Raw genomic sequence first — 17,447 nt, forward strand, 5'->3', positions numbered from 1 at the left:
CGGGGCCGTCCGCCCCGGCGGGCCGGTGGAGGTCGGTCGGGCGCCGGGCTGGTCGTCGACCTCGCCGGACCGAGGGGCCGGTGCCACGGTGGGCGCGTCGGTGGGGGCGGTGTCCGTGGGCACGACGGCCACGGATCCGGGCGTGGGGTGCGGGTCCAGGCCGGACGGCTCGTCGTCGAGTTGCGCCAGGGCCAGCGCGAGGGGTCCCACCCGGTCGCACTCGTCGAGGCACTCCGTGCAGCCGGCGAGGTGCACCTCGAATGCCGCCTCGGAGTCGGTGTCCAGCGCACCGGCCAGATAGAGGGCGCAGGTCTGCCGCGCTGCTGCGTGGTCGTTGTCGAGGTCAGTCATCGGGCAGGTCCGGATCGGCGCGGTGCTGCGGCGGATGGCACATGTCATACCCCGTCCGTCGGCCCGACGATGGCGCGCAGTGCCCGCAGCCCGTAGTGGGCGCGGGACTTGACCGTACCCTCGGGGATGTCGAGCCGGGCGGCGATCTCGGCGGTGGACCGGCCGTGGAAGTACAGGTCGATCAACACCGTACGCTGCTCCGGCTTGAGCCTCGGCAGGGCGTCGTGGACGGTGTGCACGGCGACTATCTCCTCGACGTGGTCGGTCGTGGTCGGCATCCGGGAGACGTCGACGGCGCCGACCTCGGTGGGGCGGGCCTGTCGGGCCCGCGCCGCGTCGATCGCGATCCGTCGGGCCACGATGAACAGCCAGCGGCGCTGGGTCTCCGGGTCCGACGACAGGTGGTCGATGTTGCGCCAGGCCCGGACCATCGTCTCCTGCAACAGGTCCTCGGCGATGTGTCGGGCCCCGAGCGAGAGCTTGAGCAGGAAGCGGAACAGCGGTTCGGAGTGGGTCTCGTAGATCAGGCTCATCCGGGTGTCGGGTGTCGGTGTCTCGTCCGGTGTGGCTGAGGCGTCCGCACCGGCCCCGCTCGACACCGTCGCCACCGACCCGCCTTTCCTGTCCGGCCACCGTCGATGCCGGGGCGGGGCGGATTCCGTGGCCCTGCCCGGCTTCGTGTACCGACGGCGCGGGCGACAGCATACGGGCGTCACCTGACGATCCTGTTTCGACTCGCGCATGGTCGCCGATGTCACATGTGGACAGTCGCTCGGGCCCGGACGTCGTCGACTCGCAGGGTTCGCAGGTCGTCGACGCTGGGGGCGGTGACCGAGCGGAGCCGGCGCGCCTGCCGGGTGACCACCTCGTCGAGCAGTTGTCGGGCGTACCGGCCGTTGCCGAACGTACGCCCGGTCTCCACCTTCTCGAAGTGGCCGCGCAGGGCCGTCAACGTGTCACCCGGGCATTCGTAGCCGCTGGCCCGGGCCAGCCCCTCGAAGATCGCGACGAGTTCGTCCGGCGAGTAGTCGTCGAAGTGGATCCGGCGGGTGAACCGGGACTGCAGGCCGGCGTTGGCGGCCAGGAAGGCGGCCATCTCCGCCTCGTATCCGGCGGCGATCACCACCACCTCGTCGCGGTGGTCCTCCATGAGCTTGACCAGGGTGTCGATCGCCTCCCGTCCGAAGTCGTTGCGGGCGTCCGGCGGCGCGAGGGTGTACGCCTCGTCGATGAAGAGGACACCGCCACGGGCCCGTTCGAACGCCTCCTTGGTCCGGTGCGCGGTGTGGCCCACGTACTCTCCGACGAGGTCGGCGCGGGCGACCTCGACCAGTTGCCCGGCCGGCAGCACCCCGAGCGCGTGGAGCAGCCGGCCGTAGAGGCGGGCGACGGTGGTCTTGCCGGTGCCGGGTGGGCCGGAGAAGACCAGGTGTCGCGAGACCGACGGGGCGGGCAGTCCGGCCCGGACCCGTTGGCGGATGTTGGCGAGCAGGTCGATCAGTTCGGCCACCTCGCGTTTCACACCGGCAAGTCCGATCATGTTGCCGAGTTCACCGAGCAGCATGTCCAGTTCGGAGAGTCGGGGCGTACCCGGGCTGCCCTCGGCTTCGGGCGCGACACCGAGGTCCTGCGGCAGAAGTTGGGCCAGTTCCACGCCGGAGGAGGCGCCGGCCTCGGAGAGCCGGAACGCCTGCCGGCCGATCATGTCCTCGAACACCTTGCGGGCGACCCGGGCGTTGCCGAACGACTCGCCACGTGGCATCGCCCGGAACCATCCGGTCAGCGCCAGGCGGGTGTCGTACTCCAGGGAGTAGTGGTGGGTGCTGCACAGCCGCTCGACGATGGTGACCAGCTCGTCGTCGGTGTAGCTGTCGAACTCCACGGTGCGGGAGAAGCGGGATGCCAGCCCCGGATTCGATTCGAGGAAGGCCCGCATCTGCGGGGAGTATCCGGCGACGATCACCACCACCTCGTCGCGGTGGTCCTCCATGAGCTTGACCAGGGTGTCGATCGCCTCCCGCCCGAAGTCGTGACCGCCGCCGCCGTCGACCGGGGCCAGCGTGTACGCCTCGTCGAGGAACAGCACGCCACCGATCGCCTCGGTGAACCGTTGCGTGGTCTTCACCGCCGTGCCGCCGACGTGTTCGGCGACCAGGTCGGCGCGGGACACCTCGACCAGTTGTCCGCCGGGCAGCACCTGGAGGGCGGCCAGGATCTGGCCGTAGAGGCGGGCCACCGTGGTCTTGCCGGTGCCGGGCGCGCCGGCGAAGACCATGTGCCGGGACATCGGCGGCATCGGCAGGCCGGCGGCACTCCGTCGCTGCGCCACCCGGTGCAGTCCGACCAGGGTCGCCACCTCGCGTTTGACCCCGGCGAGTCCGACCAGCGCGTCGAGTTCCGCCAACAACGGGGTGGCCGGGTCGCCGCCCGATCGGTCCGGCCCGTCCACGGCGGCGGTTGGTTCCGGTGCCGGGATGCCGGTCGTCGTCGGGGCGGGCCGGCCGGCTGGCGCCGGGCCGTCCTGACGTGGGTCGCCCTCCGCCGGTACGGGTCCGGTCCGGCGCACCTGTCGGCCGGCGTTGCCGCGGACGGTCGTGCCATCCATCGGGACCGGCTCCAGCGTCTCCACCACCACGCCGTCGCCGGCGTTGTCGAAGATCTCGCACCGGTCGAGCCGCCCCACGGACCGGCCGGCGAACCGGATGCCGGAGCCGGCGCAGCCGTGCACCCGAGTGTGGGCCAGCCGAAGCCGTGCCCCGGAGCCGACGTCGGCACCCGACCCGCCGGTCTGACCGACGTCGCAGGAGGTCGCGGTGACCGATCCGCCCTCGTCGACGAGCAACCCGACACCGCCGCCACGGATCCGGCAGTCGGTCAGGGTCAGCGCGCCGTCGGCGGCCACCCGGACCGTGGCCGTGCCGCCGGTGAACGTGCCGCCCTGGACGGTGCCCCGGCCGCCGTCGACGGATTCGACGGCGTGGCCGGCGCAGTCGCGGACCGTCGCGTCGGTCAGCACCGGGTCCGCACCGGCGCGCACCAGGAATCCGGTCCGGCCGCCGTCCACGCTCACCCCGGTGAACGCGCCACCGACCGGACCGTCGAGCAGCACCGCGATCCCGGCACCGCCCTCGATCCGACCGCCCTCGACCCGGGGTGCGGCCGATCCGGTGACGGCGAACGCAGCCGCCCGGGTCGCGCTGATCCGGCAGTCGAGCAGCGCGCCGGTGGCGTTCTCCAGCACGATCACGCCGTGGCCGGCGGTGCCGGTGACGGTGCACCGACGGGCGGTCGGATCGGCGTCCCCGGAGACGACGACGCCGTGCCCGCCGAGGTCGCGGAACTCGCAGTCGTCGAGGACCGGCCGACCGCCGGTGACGATCAGCCCGGAGCCTGGGCTGTCGTGCACGACGCAGCGTTCGACGCGTACCGCGCCGTCCTGCTCGACCGCGACGGCCGGGCCGTCGACCGCGCTGATGTCGCAGCCGACCACCAGGCCCCGACCGGCACGGGTGGACAGCACCCCCACGCCCCGCACGTCGGTGACCGTGCAGTCACGCAGGACCGGGTCGGCGCCGCCGGCGATGACGACGGCAGCCGCTCCCACGTCGCGCACGGTGGTGCCGGTGACCGTACCGGCCGCACCGCCGTCGATCAGGAGACCGGCGCCGCCCGGATTGCTGAGTAGGCAGTCGCCCAGTTCGAGGCGACCGGCGGCGACGTGCACGCCGACCACCGCGTCGGCGCGTACCTCGCACTGGGTCATGCGCAGCGTGCCGGTGGCGATCTGGACCGTCGGGAAGGCCTCGTCGCCGCCGGTGAGGACCAGCCCGCGCAGCACCACGGCGCCACCGGCTTGGAACACCGCCGGACCATCGACGCCGTGTACGGTGACCGACCCCCGACCGTCCTCGGCGACGAGGGTCACGTCGCCGGTGAGTCGTAGCCGTTCCCGGTAGACGCCCGGCTGCACGGCGACGGTGGCGCCAGGCCGGGCCAGCGCGAGCGCGTCGGAGATGGTCGGCAGGCAGTCCGGATCGGTCTGGGAGACCGACAGCACACCCTGGCTCACGGTCGGGTACCTCCACGTTCGGGCTCGGATGCCGGACCGGTGGCATCGCAGACGAGACGCCGGCCGTCGTCGTGCAGGCCGGGCGCGAACCGCAGCAGCCGGTGGGTCGCGTGCGGGGCGGCGGTGTCGGGCGGTGGCGGGGCGTCCTGTTCCAGTGCCTGACGCAGCCGCTCGCGCATCCGGCCGACCGCGTGGGCGGGTTGCGACCCGACACCGGTCAGGTCGCCGAGCAGCACCCGGGCCGGTCGGTCGTCGGTCTCGGCCGGGTCGACCGCGAGCACGACGAAGCGGCTGCCGGGCGGGAAGAGTGCCCCTGATCCGAACCGGTCGACGCGGCGGGCGGTGGCCGACCAGACGGCGAACTCCACGGTGGTCGCCGGGGCCGGCCGCCGGACCAGATCCACGTCGACGAAGGCGGGCTCGACCAGTTCGTCGCCGGGCCGGTAGCCGGCGAGGACCGGGGCGGGGACCTCGCCGTGGGCGTGCACCGCCCCGAGGACGGTGGGCAGCCGACGCAGTCCGTGCAGGGCACCCCGGGCGAGCAGTAGCCGGTCCGGGGTGTCGTCGGTGCCGCCGCGCAGGGCGGCGTTGATCCGGTCGCGCTCGGTTCCGCAAAACGCGCACAGGGCGACCAGTGCGGCGACCACGTCGGCGGCGGTGCCGGCGGCCCGGAGTCCGGGCTCCTCGGCCAGCACCCGGGTCACCATCCGGGCGTATCCGTCGTAGCGGCCGTCGAGCACCTGTCGGAGCCGGGTCCGGTCGTCCGGGTCCCACCTGTCGTCGAGCCTGCGGACGACGGCGCGGGGCGGGACCGGTCCGGACGCCCGCTCCGGGTGCGGGCCACCCGGGCTGGTGGGCCGGTGCGGCGGCCGGGCTGCCCCGGTATCCGCCGGTACGTCGGGCGATGTCTCGCCGGAGGCCAGGACCGACGGAACACCGGCCTGCGTGTTCCGGACCGGGTGCACGGGGATCGGGACGAAAGCGTCGGTGACGGGCCGAACGGGGGCGGCTTGCGCCGAGTCGGTACGGCGCGGCTCGGGGTTGGTCGGGTCCGGCGGGTCTGCCGGCGCGGGTGCCGGGACCAGCGCCGGATCGGGCCTCGGTCCGTCCGGGAGCCGGGGGCCCTCGGCGGGTTCGACGGCCTTCGGCGCGCGCCACCGGTCGCCGTCGCGCAACTCGATGAGCATGGCAGGGGCCAGTGGCGTCGGTCCGTCGCTCGCCGCAGGGCCCTGCGGCACCGGGGCGACGGGCAGCGTTGCACCGACCTCCTGCGCACGTGGTGCGGTGGGACCGACGCGGGGCGGCCAGCGATGGAACGTCGCCGGGGTCGTCAGGGTGCCGTCGGCGGCGGCGGTGACGATGTCGGTGCAGACGAGGATCGGTTCGCCGAGGGCGGTGGCCAGTCCACCGAAGATCAGTCCGGCGGCGGCCGGACCGGTCGGTGCCGTGCCGGTGACGACCAGCACCATCGGCTGGTGATCGTCGGCCCGCACCGTGGTGAGCAGGGTGGCCAGGGTCGCCGGTGGTACCGGCCGACCGACGATCCGGAATCCGGTCGGGCCGACCTCGATCTCCACCACGAATCCCGCTGCGGCGGTCCCGGTGGCGGGCGCACCGGTGACCGGTGAACCGGTGTCCAGCAACGACCAGCCGGTGGCGGTGCGTCGACCCGGCGGGGTGGGACGGGTCGACGGTGCCGGGGTGGGCCAGACATGGCCGGTTCCGGCCGGGCGGCCGGGTGGGTAGACCAGCCACTCGTACGGGCCGGTCAACCCGGTCTGGTCCACCGGCAGCGGGTCTCGTGGAATCGTCACCGCCTGACCGATCCGCTCCGCCAGTCCTCGTGCGGCCCGGTCGACGACGGAACGGTCGGCATAGTCACCGAGCGGCAGCAACCGGATCCCGTCGGCGCTGCCGCCCAGCTCCGCCCCGAGCACCCGGGACAGCACCACGAAGAACTGCGGCAGGGCGGTCACCTGCGGCGTACTGACCACCGTGATCCGGTCGGTCTCGGCGGGCAGCGACCCGACGAGGCGTACCACCGGGTCCCGGTCCTCTGCCGCGGTGCGCAGCAGCAGCGCGTCGCCGACCGGTTCGGTCAGCACCCCTGTCACCGCCACCGTCGTCGCGGCCATCCGCGGTTCTCCCTTCCGCCGGTGGTGGGCGTCCCGGCCCGAGTGCCCCCACTACGACCGCCGGACCGGTGCGGTTCACGGTCGGCGCGCAGTTTCCCGTCGACCCGTGGTCGTCGCCCACAGCGCGGCCCGGGCACGGTGCAGTGCGGCGGGCCCGACCTGGGGCGGGTGCGGGCCGCAGGCGCGCAGGTGGGCCAGGAAGGTGGGCCCGGGTGCGAGCCGGTGCCGGTCGAGGTAGTAGGTGACCATGTCGCTCCAGATCCACTCGCCGTCGGTGCGCAGGTCCGTGGGTACGGTCCCGGTCCGGGTGCGGTCCAGGGCGTCGTCCAGGAACGTCGCGGTGGTCAGCAGCGGCACACCGTACGCGAGACGGGTCAGCACCCGATCGCGGTCCGGCCCGTCGAGGCGGGGTTGGTCGGGGGCGAAGCCGGGCGACTCGGCGAACCGGACCGGGGCGGGTGGCCGGGATGTCCACAGCAGCGCCGCACAGTCCAGGGCGATCCGGTGCTGTGCGGGAAGGGTCGGCTCGTCGTCGAAGACCTGCACCAGTGGTGTGCTCTCCCCCGCCTCGCGGAGCACGGCCTGCAACCGGGCGGCGGCGCTCGGCAGCGCGCCGTCGGGTCGGTGCACGAGGTAGACGCGTCGGGGTGGGGTGCCGTCGGTCGGGTAGCGCCACGACCGCCACAGCGCCTCGACGCCGGTCAGCGCCGGCATCGAGGCGACGATCGCGGTGTCCACCGGGTCCGGTGCACCCGGGCCGACATATCCGCTGGTGAGGTCGAGGATGGCCGGCAGCCGCTGTTCGGCCAGCGCCGTGGGGTCGGCGGGCGCCAGCGCGTACATGGGTAGCGGCGGCCCGTCGGTGCGGCGGACCTCGGCGAGGGCGGCGGTGTCGGCCCCCGACGACGACAGCGTCTCGGAGAGTACGACGACGTCCGCGGCCGTCAGCGCGACGTCACCGGTCAGCGCGGTGAACACGACCGCTTCGGCCACATCGCGCACCAGGCCCTCGGCCAGCCAGGTGCGGGCCTCGCTGACCAGGTCGTCGGGGAAGTGCCCGTCGAGGCGGAGCAGGAGGTGGTGCAGCGCGAGAGAGGGATGCTCGGTCATGGTCCCGCCTGGAAGGTCGTGGGGAGGTGGCCGTGGACGGCGGCGAACCGGTCGGCGGCGGCCACCGGGTCGGTGCCCTGGACCAGTGCCTCCTGGACCCGGGTGCGCAGTCCGTCGAGAAACGTCGGGTCGACCGGTGGGGACAGGTCGTACCGCATGACGACGGCGTCGACGGCCTGGTGCAGTGCGGTCGGATCGAGATCGGAGCGGTGCCACCGGAGGCTGCTCCCCGACGCGGTGGTGCCGGACGGTGGCGGGTGCACGCCACCGGCCCACGTGGTGCCGTCGGCCGGTTCGAGGGACTGGAAATGGTTGAATGCACGGGCGACGTAGAGACGGTGGGGCGCCGACGGCTGCAACGGCTGGGGTGCCCCGGTCACGACCGGCACACGGCCGGGGCCCGCGTCGATGGGGACGACGACGAGGTCGAGGTCCAGTGCCAGCGCCAGGGCGGTCGGCACGTCGTCGCCGATCGCCGAGTTCCACAGGTCGCGCTGCCGCATCGCGGCCTCCAGCAGTTCCACACCGCTGGGTGCCCGGCCGTGCCGTTCCACGGTGTCGAGGATCCGTCTGACCACCTCGGCGTTGCCGGCCTCGCCACGATCGGTGAAGTGGACGGCCAGCATCCCGAGGATGTTGCGGTCGCCGCGGTCGATCCGGTCGGCAACCTCCCGGAGCCACTGCACCCTCGGCTGCCGTTGCTCCCGCTCGGCGACGGCGGTCCGCACGTGGTCCGCGAGGGTCCCAGCGGTGGCCGGGTCCTGGGCGGTCAGCAGGGCGAGCAGGTCCTCCCGGGTGAGGTCGTCGACGCCGACGACGCCGCGTGTCCGGGCGCGACGGCGTAGCTCGTCGAGCTCCGCCTCGGCACGCCAGGTCTCCCGGGTCTCGGCGGTGGCCGGCACGTACTCCCAGCCGGGGGTGAGTCGGGTGTCGGCGTGCTGATGGTGGAGCTGGTCGGCGATGATCTGGCCGGCGGTACGACCGAGATGTGGCTCGAACCTCGCCGGCTGCTGCGCTATCAGGTCGGCGGCATGGGCGCGGAGGTCCGCCGGGCCGGCCGGGTCGCCGGGCAGCGGGACGCGTTGCCGGCGGCTCGCTTCGAGCACCGCCCAGAACAGACAGTCGCGGTCGTCGGGAACGTCACGCAGCCGCAGTCGCCCGGCACCGGGCACGTCGATCGGGATTCCGCCCGGACGCCAGGCCCGGGTGCGTTCGCGCAACCGGCGCAGCTCGGCGTGGTCCGGGCTGTCGTGCGGCACGCGGGACAGCATGCGGTCGATGCGGTCGCGGAGGCCGTCGACCATCTGTCGGGTCTGTGCGACGGACAGCAGCCGCCGCACGTCGGCGATGGTCTGTCCGACCTCGGACCGGCTACCGTCGGATCGGTCCATCGGGGCGTTGGAGAGTCGCTGGTGACCGCCGGTGTCCTGCCGGGACCGCTGGTGCGGCGACCCACCGGTGTGGGAGGGGTCCTTCGCTGCGGCCGGGTCGCGGTCCTGATCGAGGCCCGTACCCGTTTGCCGGCCGTCGGTCGGACCGTCCCCGTCGGTCGGACCGTCCCCTGGTGGCGGTGGTCCAGGTGGGCGGGGAGATTCGCCGTTCCGGTCGACGCTGCGCAGGCCGTCGGTCTCGACGATGAGGAGACCCCGTTCCTGCCGCGCCTGCCAGCCGAGCGGCACCCCGTGCGTGTCCTCGTCGTCCTGGTCGGTGCGGTCGGCCCGCGTGGTCTCGTCGCGGCCGGATCGGTCGGGAGTGCCCTCGTGGCCGGCTCGCCGCGTCTCCGGCGGTGCGAAGATCCGGTCCAGTTCTCCCGGCGTCAGTCGCAGATACCGGGTCGGGTCCAGCTCGACGATCAGGGCGTGGGCGGTCGCGATCTGGTGGTTCAGGACCGAGCCGACCAGCGGGTCGGGCAGATGCGCGGGGACGGTGTCCGGGTCGAGGGCGAGGTAGGCGGCCAGCAGCGATTCGGCCAGGACCTCGCCTCGGCCGATCCAGTCGGGCGCGTCGTCGGCCGAGGCGGTGAGCCGGACCTCCTGCTCCGTCACCGTCTGCCGCCAGTCGTCGATCGCCTCCCAGAGTTCGAGCAGGTGTGTCCGTCGTTGCGCGACGGTGGCGTCGGCGGGGAGCCGGTCGACGATGTCAGCGAGTCGGGCGTGGTGGACGAACCACTCGGTCGGGGCCTCGAACCGCTGTCGACGCCATGTCGACACCGCCGCGTCCCGCTGCGGGACCTGGCCGTCCGGCGCCTCGCCGGAGCGGGCGACCCGATCGGTGGGGTCGCCCCGCGACGCGCCTCGTTCGAGGTGCACGGTGTCGATACCGAGCAGCGCGGACAGGTCGGCGGTGTCGCCCGACATGTCGACCGAGAGCAGTGGCCGGTGGCCGTCCTGTCGGAGCCGGTCCAGGAGGTACGCCTGGTCGGCACGGTCGTCGGCGTTCGGGTCGGCCGTCGGCGGCGCACCGGTCAGGTGGGGGTCGGTGAACAGGTCGGGACGGCGGTTCCGCAGGGCAGGGCCGGGGTCGTCGCCGATCAGCAGCACCCGTCCGGTCGGGTGGCGGTCCTGGTACTCCCGCGCGAGTTGTTCCAGGAAGGCGTCCGGCAGGTCAGGTTCGGGGGACGTGCCCGGTTCCGGTGCCCGGCGGCGGACCCAGAGCAGCATCACCGGCTGCCCGTCGTCGAGCCCGAGCAGGCGGATCCTGTCGTCGAGGTCGTTGCGGCGTTCCTGGGACAGCCCGCCGAGCAGGTCGGCGCGGAGCCGGTCCCGGGTGGCCGGGTCGTCGGGGCGGTGCGACTCGCTCGTGGTCGAACCTCTGCGACGGCCGCCGACGGGACGGGCGGTCCGTCGGCGACGGTGCTCGGCCGGGGGCGTCGGGGGGTCGGTGTCGGTCGACGGAGCCCGGGTGTGGGCCAGCCGGCGGGCGACGACGTGCGGATCGGTGCCGTCGAGCAGCGCGGCGGTGACCCGGTAACCGTGGTCGAGCAGCGCGGCGGCCGATTGTGGCGTACCGGCGCTGCGGCCGGCGACGATGGCGTCCACCCGGTGTCGGAGTGGGACCAGTGTGTCGGGGTCGAGTGCCGCGAGGCGCCGGTCGACGGTGGCCCGGTCGACCGGTGGCAGACCGGGCGGGGGTGCAGGCGACAGTGGCCGGTCGGTGAACTCGGAGGCGTACCGGGCGGCGGCTTCGCTCGTGCCGGTGCGCCAGGCGGCCTCGATCTCCTCGGCCAGGGCGAGGAGCGCGGCGGCTCGGGCCAGCAGGTGGTCGCCGCCGGCTCGACCGCCGGGTCCGACCAGACGGCGGAACTCCTTGTGCAGGTCGCGCCCGGCGGCTCTGCGGTGGAGCCCACCCGCGGTGTGCGTAAGCCTGGCTGCGGTGCGCTGGAGACCGGCCACGGTGTGCTGGATCCGGACGGACCTGGTCTGGAACCAGGCGCGGTGCCCTGCGCCGGGTGGTGGGAGCTGGTGACGCAGCACCCGACGCTGGGCCCGCAACACCGGGGTCAGGTCGGGCTCGGTGGGCGCGTTCGCCGTGACCTGGTCGAGCAGTGCGCGGGCGGCAGCGGCCAGGTCCACCAGCCGCTGGTCGACACCGGGTTGCCCGGATGGCTCCCGGCCCGCGTCGTCGCCCGTATCCGGAGTCAGCTCACCGCGACGCACCAGGTCGGCGAGTGGGACGAGCTGGTCCCGGTGCGCCCGGGCGGTCGCCAGGTGGCGCAGTTGGTCGACGGTGGCGGAACGCGGTCGGCGCAGCGCCGTCCGGAAGTCAGCGGTGTGGCGGTCCAGGGCGGTCGCCAGGTCCTCGGCGGTGGTCAGGGCGAGGGTGTCCAGGGCCTGGCCGCGATCCTGCTCGAACCGTCGTCGGGCTGCGTCGTTCTCCGGCAACGCCGGGATCCCGTGGGCTGTGGCGTCGGCCGGTTGTCGGTCGCGGCCCGCGGCCAGCCGGTCGGCGAGTCCCTCGGCGTCCGCTCTGGCCTGTAGGTATCGCTCCTGGGCCGCCCGGCTCTCGATCCGGGCCGCCGTGGCCTGCGCTTCGGCCTGGTCGCGCCGGCTGTCTGTCGCGTCCGGGGGAAGGTCGCGTAGCTCGGTCTCGGCGGCACGCCACTCGGCTGCCCGCTGCAACCAGTCGGCCCGGCTCGTCAACGCGTTCTCCCAGGCCGCCACCGTCGAGTCGATGGCGTGGCGGCGGGCCGGGTCGGTGTCGTCGAGCCAGCCGTTGGCCCGGGCGACCTCCTCGGGTACCTGCACCTCGATCGTGCCGGGCAGCGTCACCTCGGTGCCGGCCCGGTCCCCGAGCGGGTCCGTCGGCTCGCGGACCACGTGCCGTTCCTGCACCGTGAAGGTGAAGACCATCGTACGACCCCGGTACTTCACGTTCGAGCCGGTGTTGGCGGTCGCACCGGACCGGGCGGCGCTGCCCGAGCCGACTCCGAGCTGGCCCGGCATCGGCGCGTCGTGCCGGGTGACCGGGTTGACGCCGGAGGTCCCGGTGCGGAGGTCGACCTCGAAGCCGGCGAGGTTGCGGGACTGCGTCTGGGTGCTGGTCGCCACCGATACCTGTTTGGGTCGTTCCATCCGGTCGTCGGTGACGATCCGGGCCAGCGACGGCGGGCCGAGGCGCGCGTACCGTTCGAGGACCGCGCGGTAGCGCGGCGCGATACCGGGGCCGGTCAGTCCGGTCGTGACGCCCTCGTTCGCGATCCGGGGGTACTGGGCCTTGGACCATTCCGGGGTGGCCTGGTCGTGGACGGCTGCCGGGACGATGGACCGTGGGTTGCGCAGCGGGTCGGTGCCGATGGCCCGCTGGAGACGCGAGGTGCGCGCGTGGGCGGCGACCGCCATCCGGGCGGCGTCCTCGGACGCCCGCGCGGCGGGGAAGGACGTGACCATCGCCTCGGTCGGCAGGCGGGTGCCGCCGCGCTGCCACCGCCGTATGGCGTTCGGTTCGGTCTGTGCGGAGGTCAGGGCACGTGGTCCGCCGGTGGGCCGGTCTGCGGACGGCGGTTCGGGTGCGGGTTCGCGGACCCGCGTGGCGGACTCGGGGATCCGCAGTCGGATCGGTACCCGGATCGGGGTTGTGCGGTGCGTGTCCGAGGTGGTGACGGTCAGTTCGAGGATGCTCTCGAACTCGATCAGTGGTCCGGTTCCGGTGACGACGCGCTCGTCGACCGCAGCCGTGGCGGTGGACCGGTCCGCGTCACTCTGGTGTCCGAGGCGGGCACCGGGGCCGGCGCCGAACACTCCGCCGTGGTGTTTGGGAGGGTTCTCCGGGTCGCTGCCGCTGGTGTCCCGCCCGGGGACGTAGCTCCCGCTGACGTCCACGGTGATGCCTTTCGACCTGTCCACGGCGGCGGTGTGGTTGGCCTTCGTGTAGTACTCGATCTCGGTCGGGTCGGAGATGACCTCTGTCAGGCGCGGCGGGGTGAGTCGGGCCCGGATCCGGACGTCGACTCCGGTGGTCGTCCGCGCCACGAAGGCGAACCGGCGCATGCGTCGCCGGTCGTAGAGGCGTACCAGGAGGTCGTTGGAGAGCAGGCTGTCGACGAACGCGGCCAGGCCGAACCGGCCGAAGATCGCCTTGGCCCGGCCGACGTTGCCGAGCGGATCCCGCAGCGGCTCGTCCGGAAGCAGGTCGACGCCCTGTTCCCGGAGCCGGTCCCGGATCTGCTGGTAGAGGTCCGGGCCGCCCAGGTTGTCCACCCAGGCTCGGCCCAGGTCACCGGAGTCCAGCGTCAGGTTGTCCGGGATCCGCCAGGTCGGGGCACCGGTCGCCGGGGGTAGGTGGATGGTCTGCGGTGGGGTGGGTGGATCCGGCGGCAGCGGCAGAGTCGGGATCTGCCGGTCGGCGTTGGCCGGGTCGGCGTTGTGCTGTTCGATCCAGGCGTTGGTGGTGTGGATGTCGCGGAGGGCGACGGCGATGAGCATGCCGCTCTCGACCGACACCCGCTGGTGCCGGAGACCGATCGCGCCGGTGAGGAAGTCGGACGCACCGGCCCACCGGGTCCGTGCCGTCAGGTGCCAGTCGCCGTCGACCCGGTAGAACACGAACGGGCCGCTCTGGACGACGTTGCGTTCGGCACCACCGGTGTCGGTGACCGTCGTGGTACGCAGGTCGTCGTGCCACTGCACCCCGGGTTGCAGGCTGGCGTTGCCGGCGTAGTCGCCGTCGCCCCGGTGCCCGAACAGCCCGAACAGGCGCAGGGTGTGCATTCCCCCGGTGACCTGCGCCGAGGTGATCGGGTAGCTGCCCGCCATCGACGACTCGAGCTCCCAGGAACCGGGGTCGACCGGGCGGAAGGCGGTCGGCGCGAACGCGACCTGCAACGAGCCGAGGTCGTCGCGGAACACTCCCCCGGCGAACAGCGTGCCCGAGGTCTCGCCGGGGGTGATCAGGTTACGGGTCCGCCCGTTGGCGAACTCGGGGGTGAAGAACGCGTCGATCTGGCTACGGGACGCGGTGCCCGGGGCGGTCAGCACGTCGCCGTGCGGCAGCCCTTGGAGCAGGTCCAGCGCCGCGTCCCGGATCGGGGCGAGCGGACCGACGCCCTCGGTGTGGAACCGCAGCGGCAGGCCGGCGAAGGGCAGCGGCGGCGGTGCGGTCTCGGTGACGTCGTGGAGGACCGGGACTGCCCGGTCGTCCGTGGCACCGTCCGGCCGGGGGGCCGGCTCCTCGACCCCCATCCGGTCGGCCCACAACTCGGACAGCCAGATCCGCATCCGGCCGGGCCGAAGCCGGATGGTCTGCGGGGTGCCGGAGAACTCCAGGTGGCCTGCGCGCAGGTCCTGCCCGTCCGGCAACCCGACCCACTGCTGGTCACTGCGGTGCGACAGCAGACCTGCGGTGACGGTGCGGTACAGCGCCCGGGGGCGGGTGTACGACGACACCGTCACCTGGAAGTCGAGGTCGAGTTCGTACTCCCGGGCCGTGGTCCGGCCGTCCTTCGGCGTCGGGCTGACCGACATCTCCACCTGGGCGAGCTGCTGCCCGGTCGCCAGCTTGCGTCCGTTGGTGCGGGTGTACTGGTAGCCGACGCCGGCGGCGGCCAGCGCCCGAGACGACGGCTTGCGCCAGCGGTCGAAGAAGCCGAAGCGGATGCCGGCCTGGTAGTCGCGACTGACCGAGGTGTGGGCCTGCGCACGGTCGCCACCGATGTCGGTCTCCCGCATCGAGATCGACTGGGACTGGCCGGTGCGGCGTCCCGCGGTCCTGGTCGCGGTCAGCACGATCCGGACGTACTCGTTGCGGTACCAGCCGTACCGCTTCAGCTCCACCACGATCCCGGTGTCGAAGAGGCTGTCCACCATGGCGCGGACCGCCGGCTGGCTCAGGGTGGTCCGCAGAGACTCCTCGTTGCGGCGGTGTTCCATCAGCTCCCGCAGGGTGCGGATGGTGTCCACCGGTGCCGGTCCGTCGACGACGAAGCCCGGGTACGCCCGCAGGACGGTCTCGATGTCGGCGAGGACCTCGGCGAGTCCCGTCACGTCCCGTACCGCGCCGTCACCGAGCGGTCCGGTCACCACCTGGGCGTCGTCCGGCAGGCGGGCGCCCTGGCCGGTGGGCAGGTCCGGCGGCAGGTCGGTCGCCGCCCGGACGAAGAGGTGGTCGGGTTCGGTGGAGGCCTCGTCGATCCCGGCGCCCTGGATTCTCCAGGTGACCGGGTAGTCGCGTAGCTCGGTCTCGCCGGTGTAGATGACCGCCCGTTTGCGTCCGCCGCTGCCGCCGCCCAGCGCCGCCTGTTCCCGGCGGCCGGAGACCCCGACGCCGACCGACCCGGTCAGCGGTATCCCCGTCTCGTCGCGCGGCCCGTTCCACCCGGCCCGGAGCGCCGCCCCGAAACTCGCCGAGGCCGCCGCGCTGTGCTCGTTGGCGACCACCAGTTGAGTACTGTCGCGCAAGACCACGTCGGTGGCGGTGGACCGGAGGGTGTGCTCGGCGCTGCTGGCCGTGATGGTGAACGGCCCGGCGACCTCGTTGGTCGTCTCGTTCCACAGGGCCGGGATACGCAGTCCGCCGGTGAACTCCTCCAGTGCCGCCTCGACGTTGCGGGCGCTGAGCAGGCGGGACAGTTCGGCCCGGCTCGCCGAGCCGACCGCGAACAGCCCGGGTGGCAGCGTGCGCTCGGCCAGCCGCCACAGCTCGGGCACGACTGCGGCCTCGACCTGGTGGACCCGGGGGGTGGTCGACGGTCCGAGTCCTTCGGCGCGTTGCTCGTTGCGGTCGGCGACCAGGGCGTGCCGGGGGATCTTCAGGATCGCCTCGGTGGGTATCTCCCCGGCCGGGCCGACCTGCTGGTTGGTCCCGTCGGCGGCGCGTTCCCACAGCTCCAACCGGTACGTCGCCCGCGCCGCGATCCGGTCCGCGCCGTTGCTCGGCCGGGCCTGCCGGTGGGTCACCAGGGAGCGGAGCGTGGACAGTGCCTGCGTCAGGCGCCGGAGGGTGGCGTGCAGGTTGAGTCCACCGCCGACGAAACCGGGCTCGACGGCGCCGGCCGGGCTCACCGTCAGCGAGGCGTCGACGCCACCGCTCTTCGACTTGGTGATGCCGCTCGCGGTGGTGACCGCACCCGCCCGGTCGATCCGGGTCAGCACGGTGTCCGGGTCCTGGTCAGGGGTGCGGCGCAGTTCGTCGAGCGTCACCGAGACGCGGAGTTCGACCTGCCGACCGTCGACGGTGACCGGGACGTGCTCCCCTCGACCGACGAGCCCGTGCAGGTCGCCGCTGCCGTCGGCGTCGTTGTGCAGCCGGCGGAGGAACTCGTCGAGGCCGCGTACCTTCCGGCTGCCGCGCTGCCGGACGAGGTCACGCGCGGCCTGCTCGACCTCGGCGAGGCCGGTCACCCGGACCACCTCCGCGGCACCCAGGGAACCGGCGGTCAGGTAGCCGACCGCCACCAGGCCGTCGTCGAGCGAGTCCGGCGCGGGATGCTCCCCGTCCCGGTGGTCGACGGTGAGCAGTGCCGTCTCCTCGGCACTGGCGGTCCCGTTCCCCTCGATGCCCTCGGTCCTCGGCGGCGGGACGACCGTCTCGTCGTCGCCGTCGGAGTCCGTCCCGGTTTCGGCGGGCGCGTCCAGCCGTCCGCCGGTGGTGTCCGACGAGCGACCGCCGATCGGCACGTCCAGGCCCCGGACCGGGCCGTCGACCGGTACGCCGTCCGTGGTCGGGACGAACAGCACCGTGTCGGGCTGAATCGAGAGGTCGGCGAGCGTACCGTTCTGGCCGTCGAGGAAGACCACCCCGTTGTGGTCGTGGATCACGTTGAACGCGTGGGCGAAGTCCCGGCCCGCCCGGTGTACCACGACGATGCCCCGCGACCCCTGCGGCGCGGAGCGCATGACCCGGGTGACGGCGGCGAAGTCCGCCACGGCCACCGGTGCGCGGTCGCGGTAGCGGGTCAGGTGCTCCAGTGGAGCCAGCGTGGACGGTGACGACTGTAGGCGTTCACCGGGTCGCAGTTTCTCGGTGAACGCCATGTCGGTGACGATCGCCGTGAGTACGCAGTTGGTGCCGAACTCGCCCTTGCGACGCCGGAGCGGGTTGATCCCGGGAAGCCACGGGTAGTCACGCTGGACGACCGTGGCGTCCGGTCGGGGGTCGGTTCGCGGCGTTGCCTCGGTTCCCGACTCGGCGTCCCGCGCGCGGAGGTCCCCACGCGGTCCACCGTTCGTTTGCGGGGTGGTGTCAGTCGGGGTGGCGTCCGTCGGGGTGGCGTCCGTCGGGGTGGCCGGGCTGAGGCTCGATGCGCCGGTGCCGGTGCTCGCCCCGGTGGCAGCCGCGGTGGGCACGGC

General features: G+C 73.5%; 6 protein-coding genes. All 6 read right to left on the minus strand.

The window, feature by feature from the left end:
• The coding region (locus tag EYA84_RS11040; RefSeq protein ID WP_161594948.1) for a zf-HC2 domain-containing protein at positions 1-351 on the minus strand (351 nt) is incomplete at its 3' end.
• Between the two features lie 44 nt (positions 352-395).
• Positions 396-959 (minus strand): sigma-70 family RNA polymerase sigma factor, encoded by a 564-nt coding sequence (locus EYA84_RS11045; RefSeq protein ID WP_236145703.1) that lies wholly within the window; start codon positions 957-959, stop codon positions 396-398.
• Between the two features lie 146 nt (positions 960-1,105).
• Positions 1,106-4,420, minus strand: a complete 3,315-nt coding sequence (locus EYA84_RS11050) for a right-handed parallel beta-helix repeat-containing protein (protein ID WP_131052944.1) — start codon at positions 4,418-4,420, stop codon at positions 1,106-1,108.
• The gene (locus EYA84_RS11055) at positions 4,417-6,555 is read right to left on the minus strand and encodes a hypothetical protein (RefSeq protein WP_131052945.1); all 2,139 of its coding nucleotides are present in this window, start codon (positions 6,553-6,555) and stop codon (positions 4,417-4,419) included. Before EYA84_RS11055 ends, EYA84_RS11050 begins: the two co-directional genes overlap by 4 nt.
• A 75-nt stretch (positions 6,556-6,630) precedes the next feature.
• Entirely contained in the window at positions 6,631-7,665 is a 1,035-nt protein-coding gene (locus EYA84_RS11060) for a hypothetical protein (RefSeq protein ID WP_131052946.1), read from the minus strand.
• Positions 7,662-17,132: a toxin glutamine deamidase domain-containing protein gene (locus EYA84_RS11065; RefSeq protein ID WP_236145704.1), complete on the minus strand. Its 9,471-nt coding sequence runs from the start codon at positions 17,130-17,132 to the stop codon at positions 7,662-7,664. The genes EYA84_RS11060 and EYA84_RS11065 overlap by 4 nt, the downstream gene beginning before the upstream one ends.
• Between the last annotated feature and the right edge of the window lie 315 nt (positions 17,133-17,447).

It is taken from the genome of Verrucosispora sp. SN26_14.1 (assembly GCF_004307965.1).
Classification (GTDB): domain Bacteria; phylum Actinomycetota; class Actinomycetes; order Mycobacteriales; family Micromonosporaceae; genus Micromonospora.

Coding starts and splice junctions, on each gene's coding strand:
- EYA84_RS11055 (WP_131052945.1), bottom strand. CDS start 6,555: ATGGCCGCGACGACGGTGGCGGTGACAGGGGTGCTGACCGAACCGGTC.
- EYA84_RS11060 (WP_131052946.1), bottom strand. CDS start 7,665: ATGACCGAGCATCCCTCTCTCGCGCTGCACCACCTCCTGCTCCGCCTC.
- EYA84_RS11065 (WP_236145704.1), bottom strand. CDS start 17,132: ATGGCGTTCACCGAGAAACTGCGACCCGGTGAACGCCTACAGTCGTCA.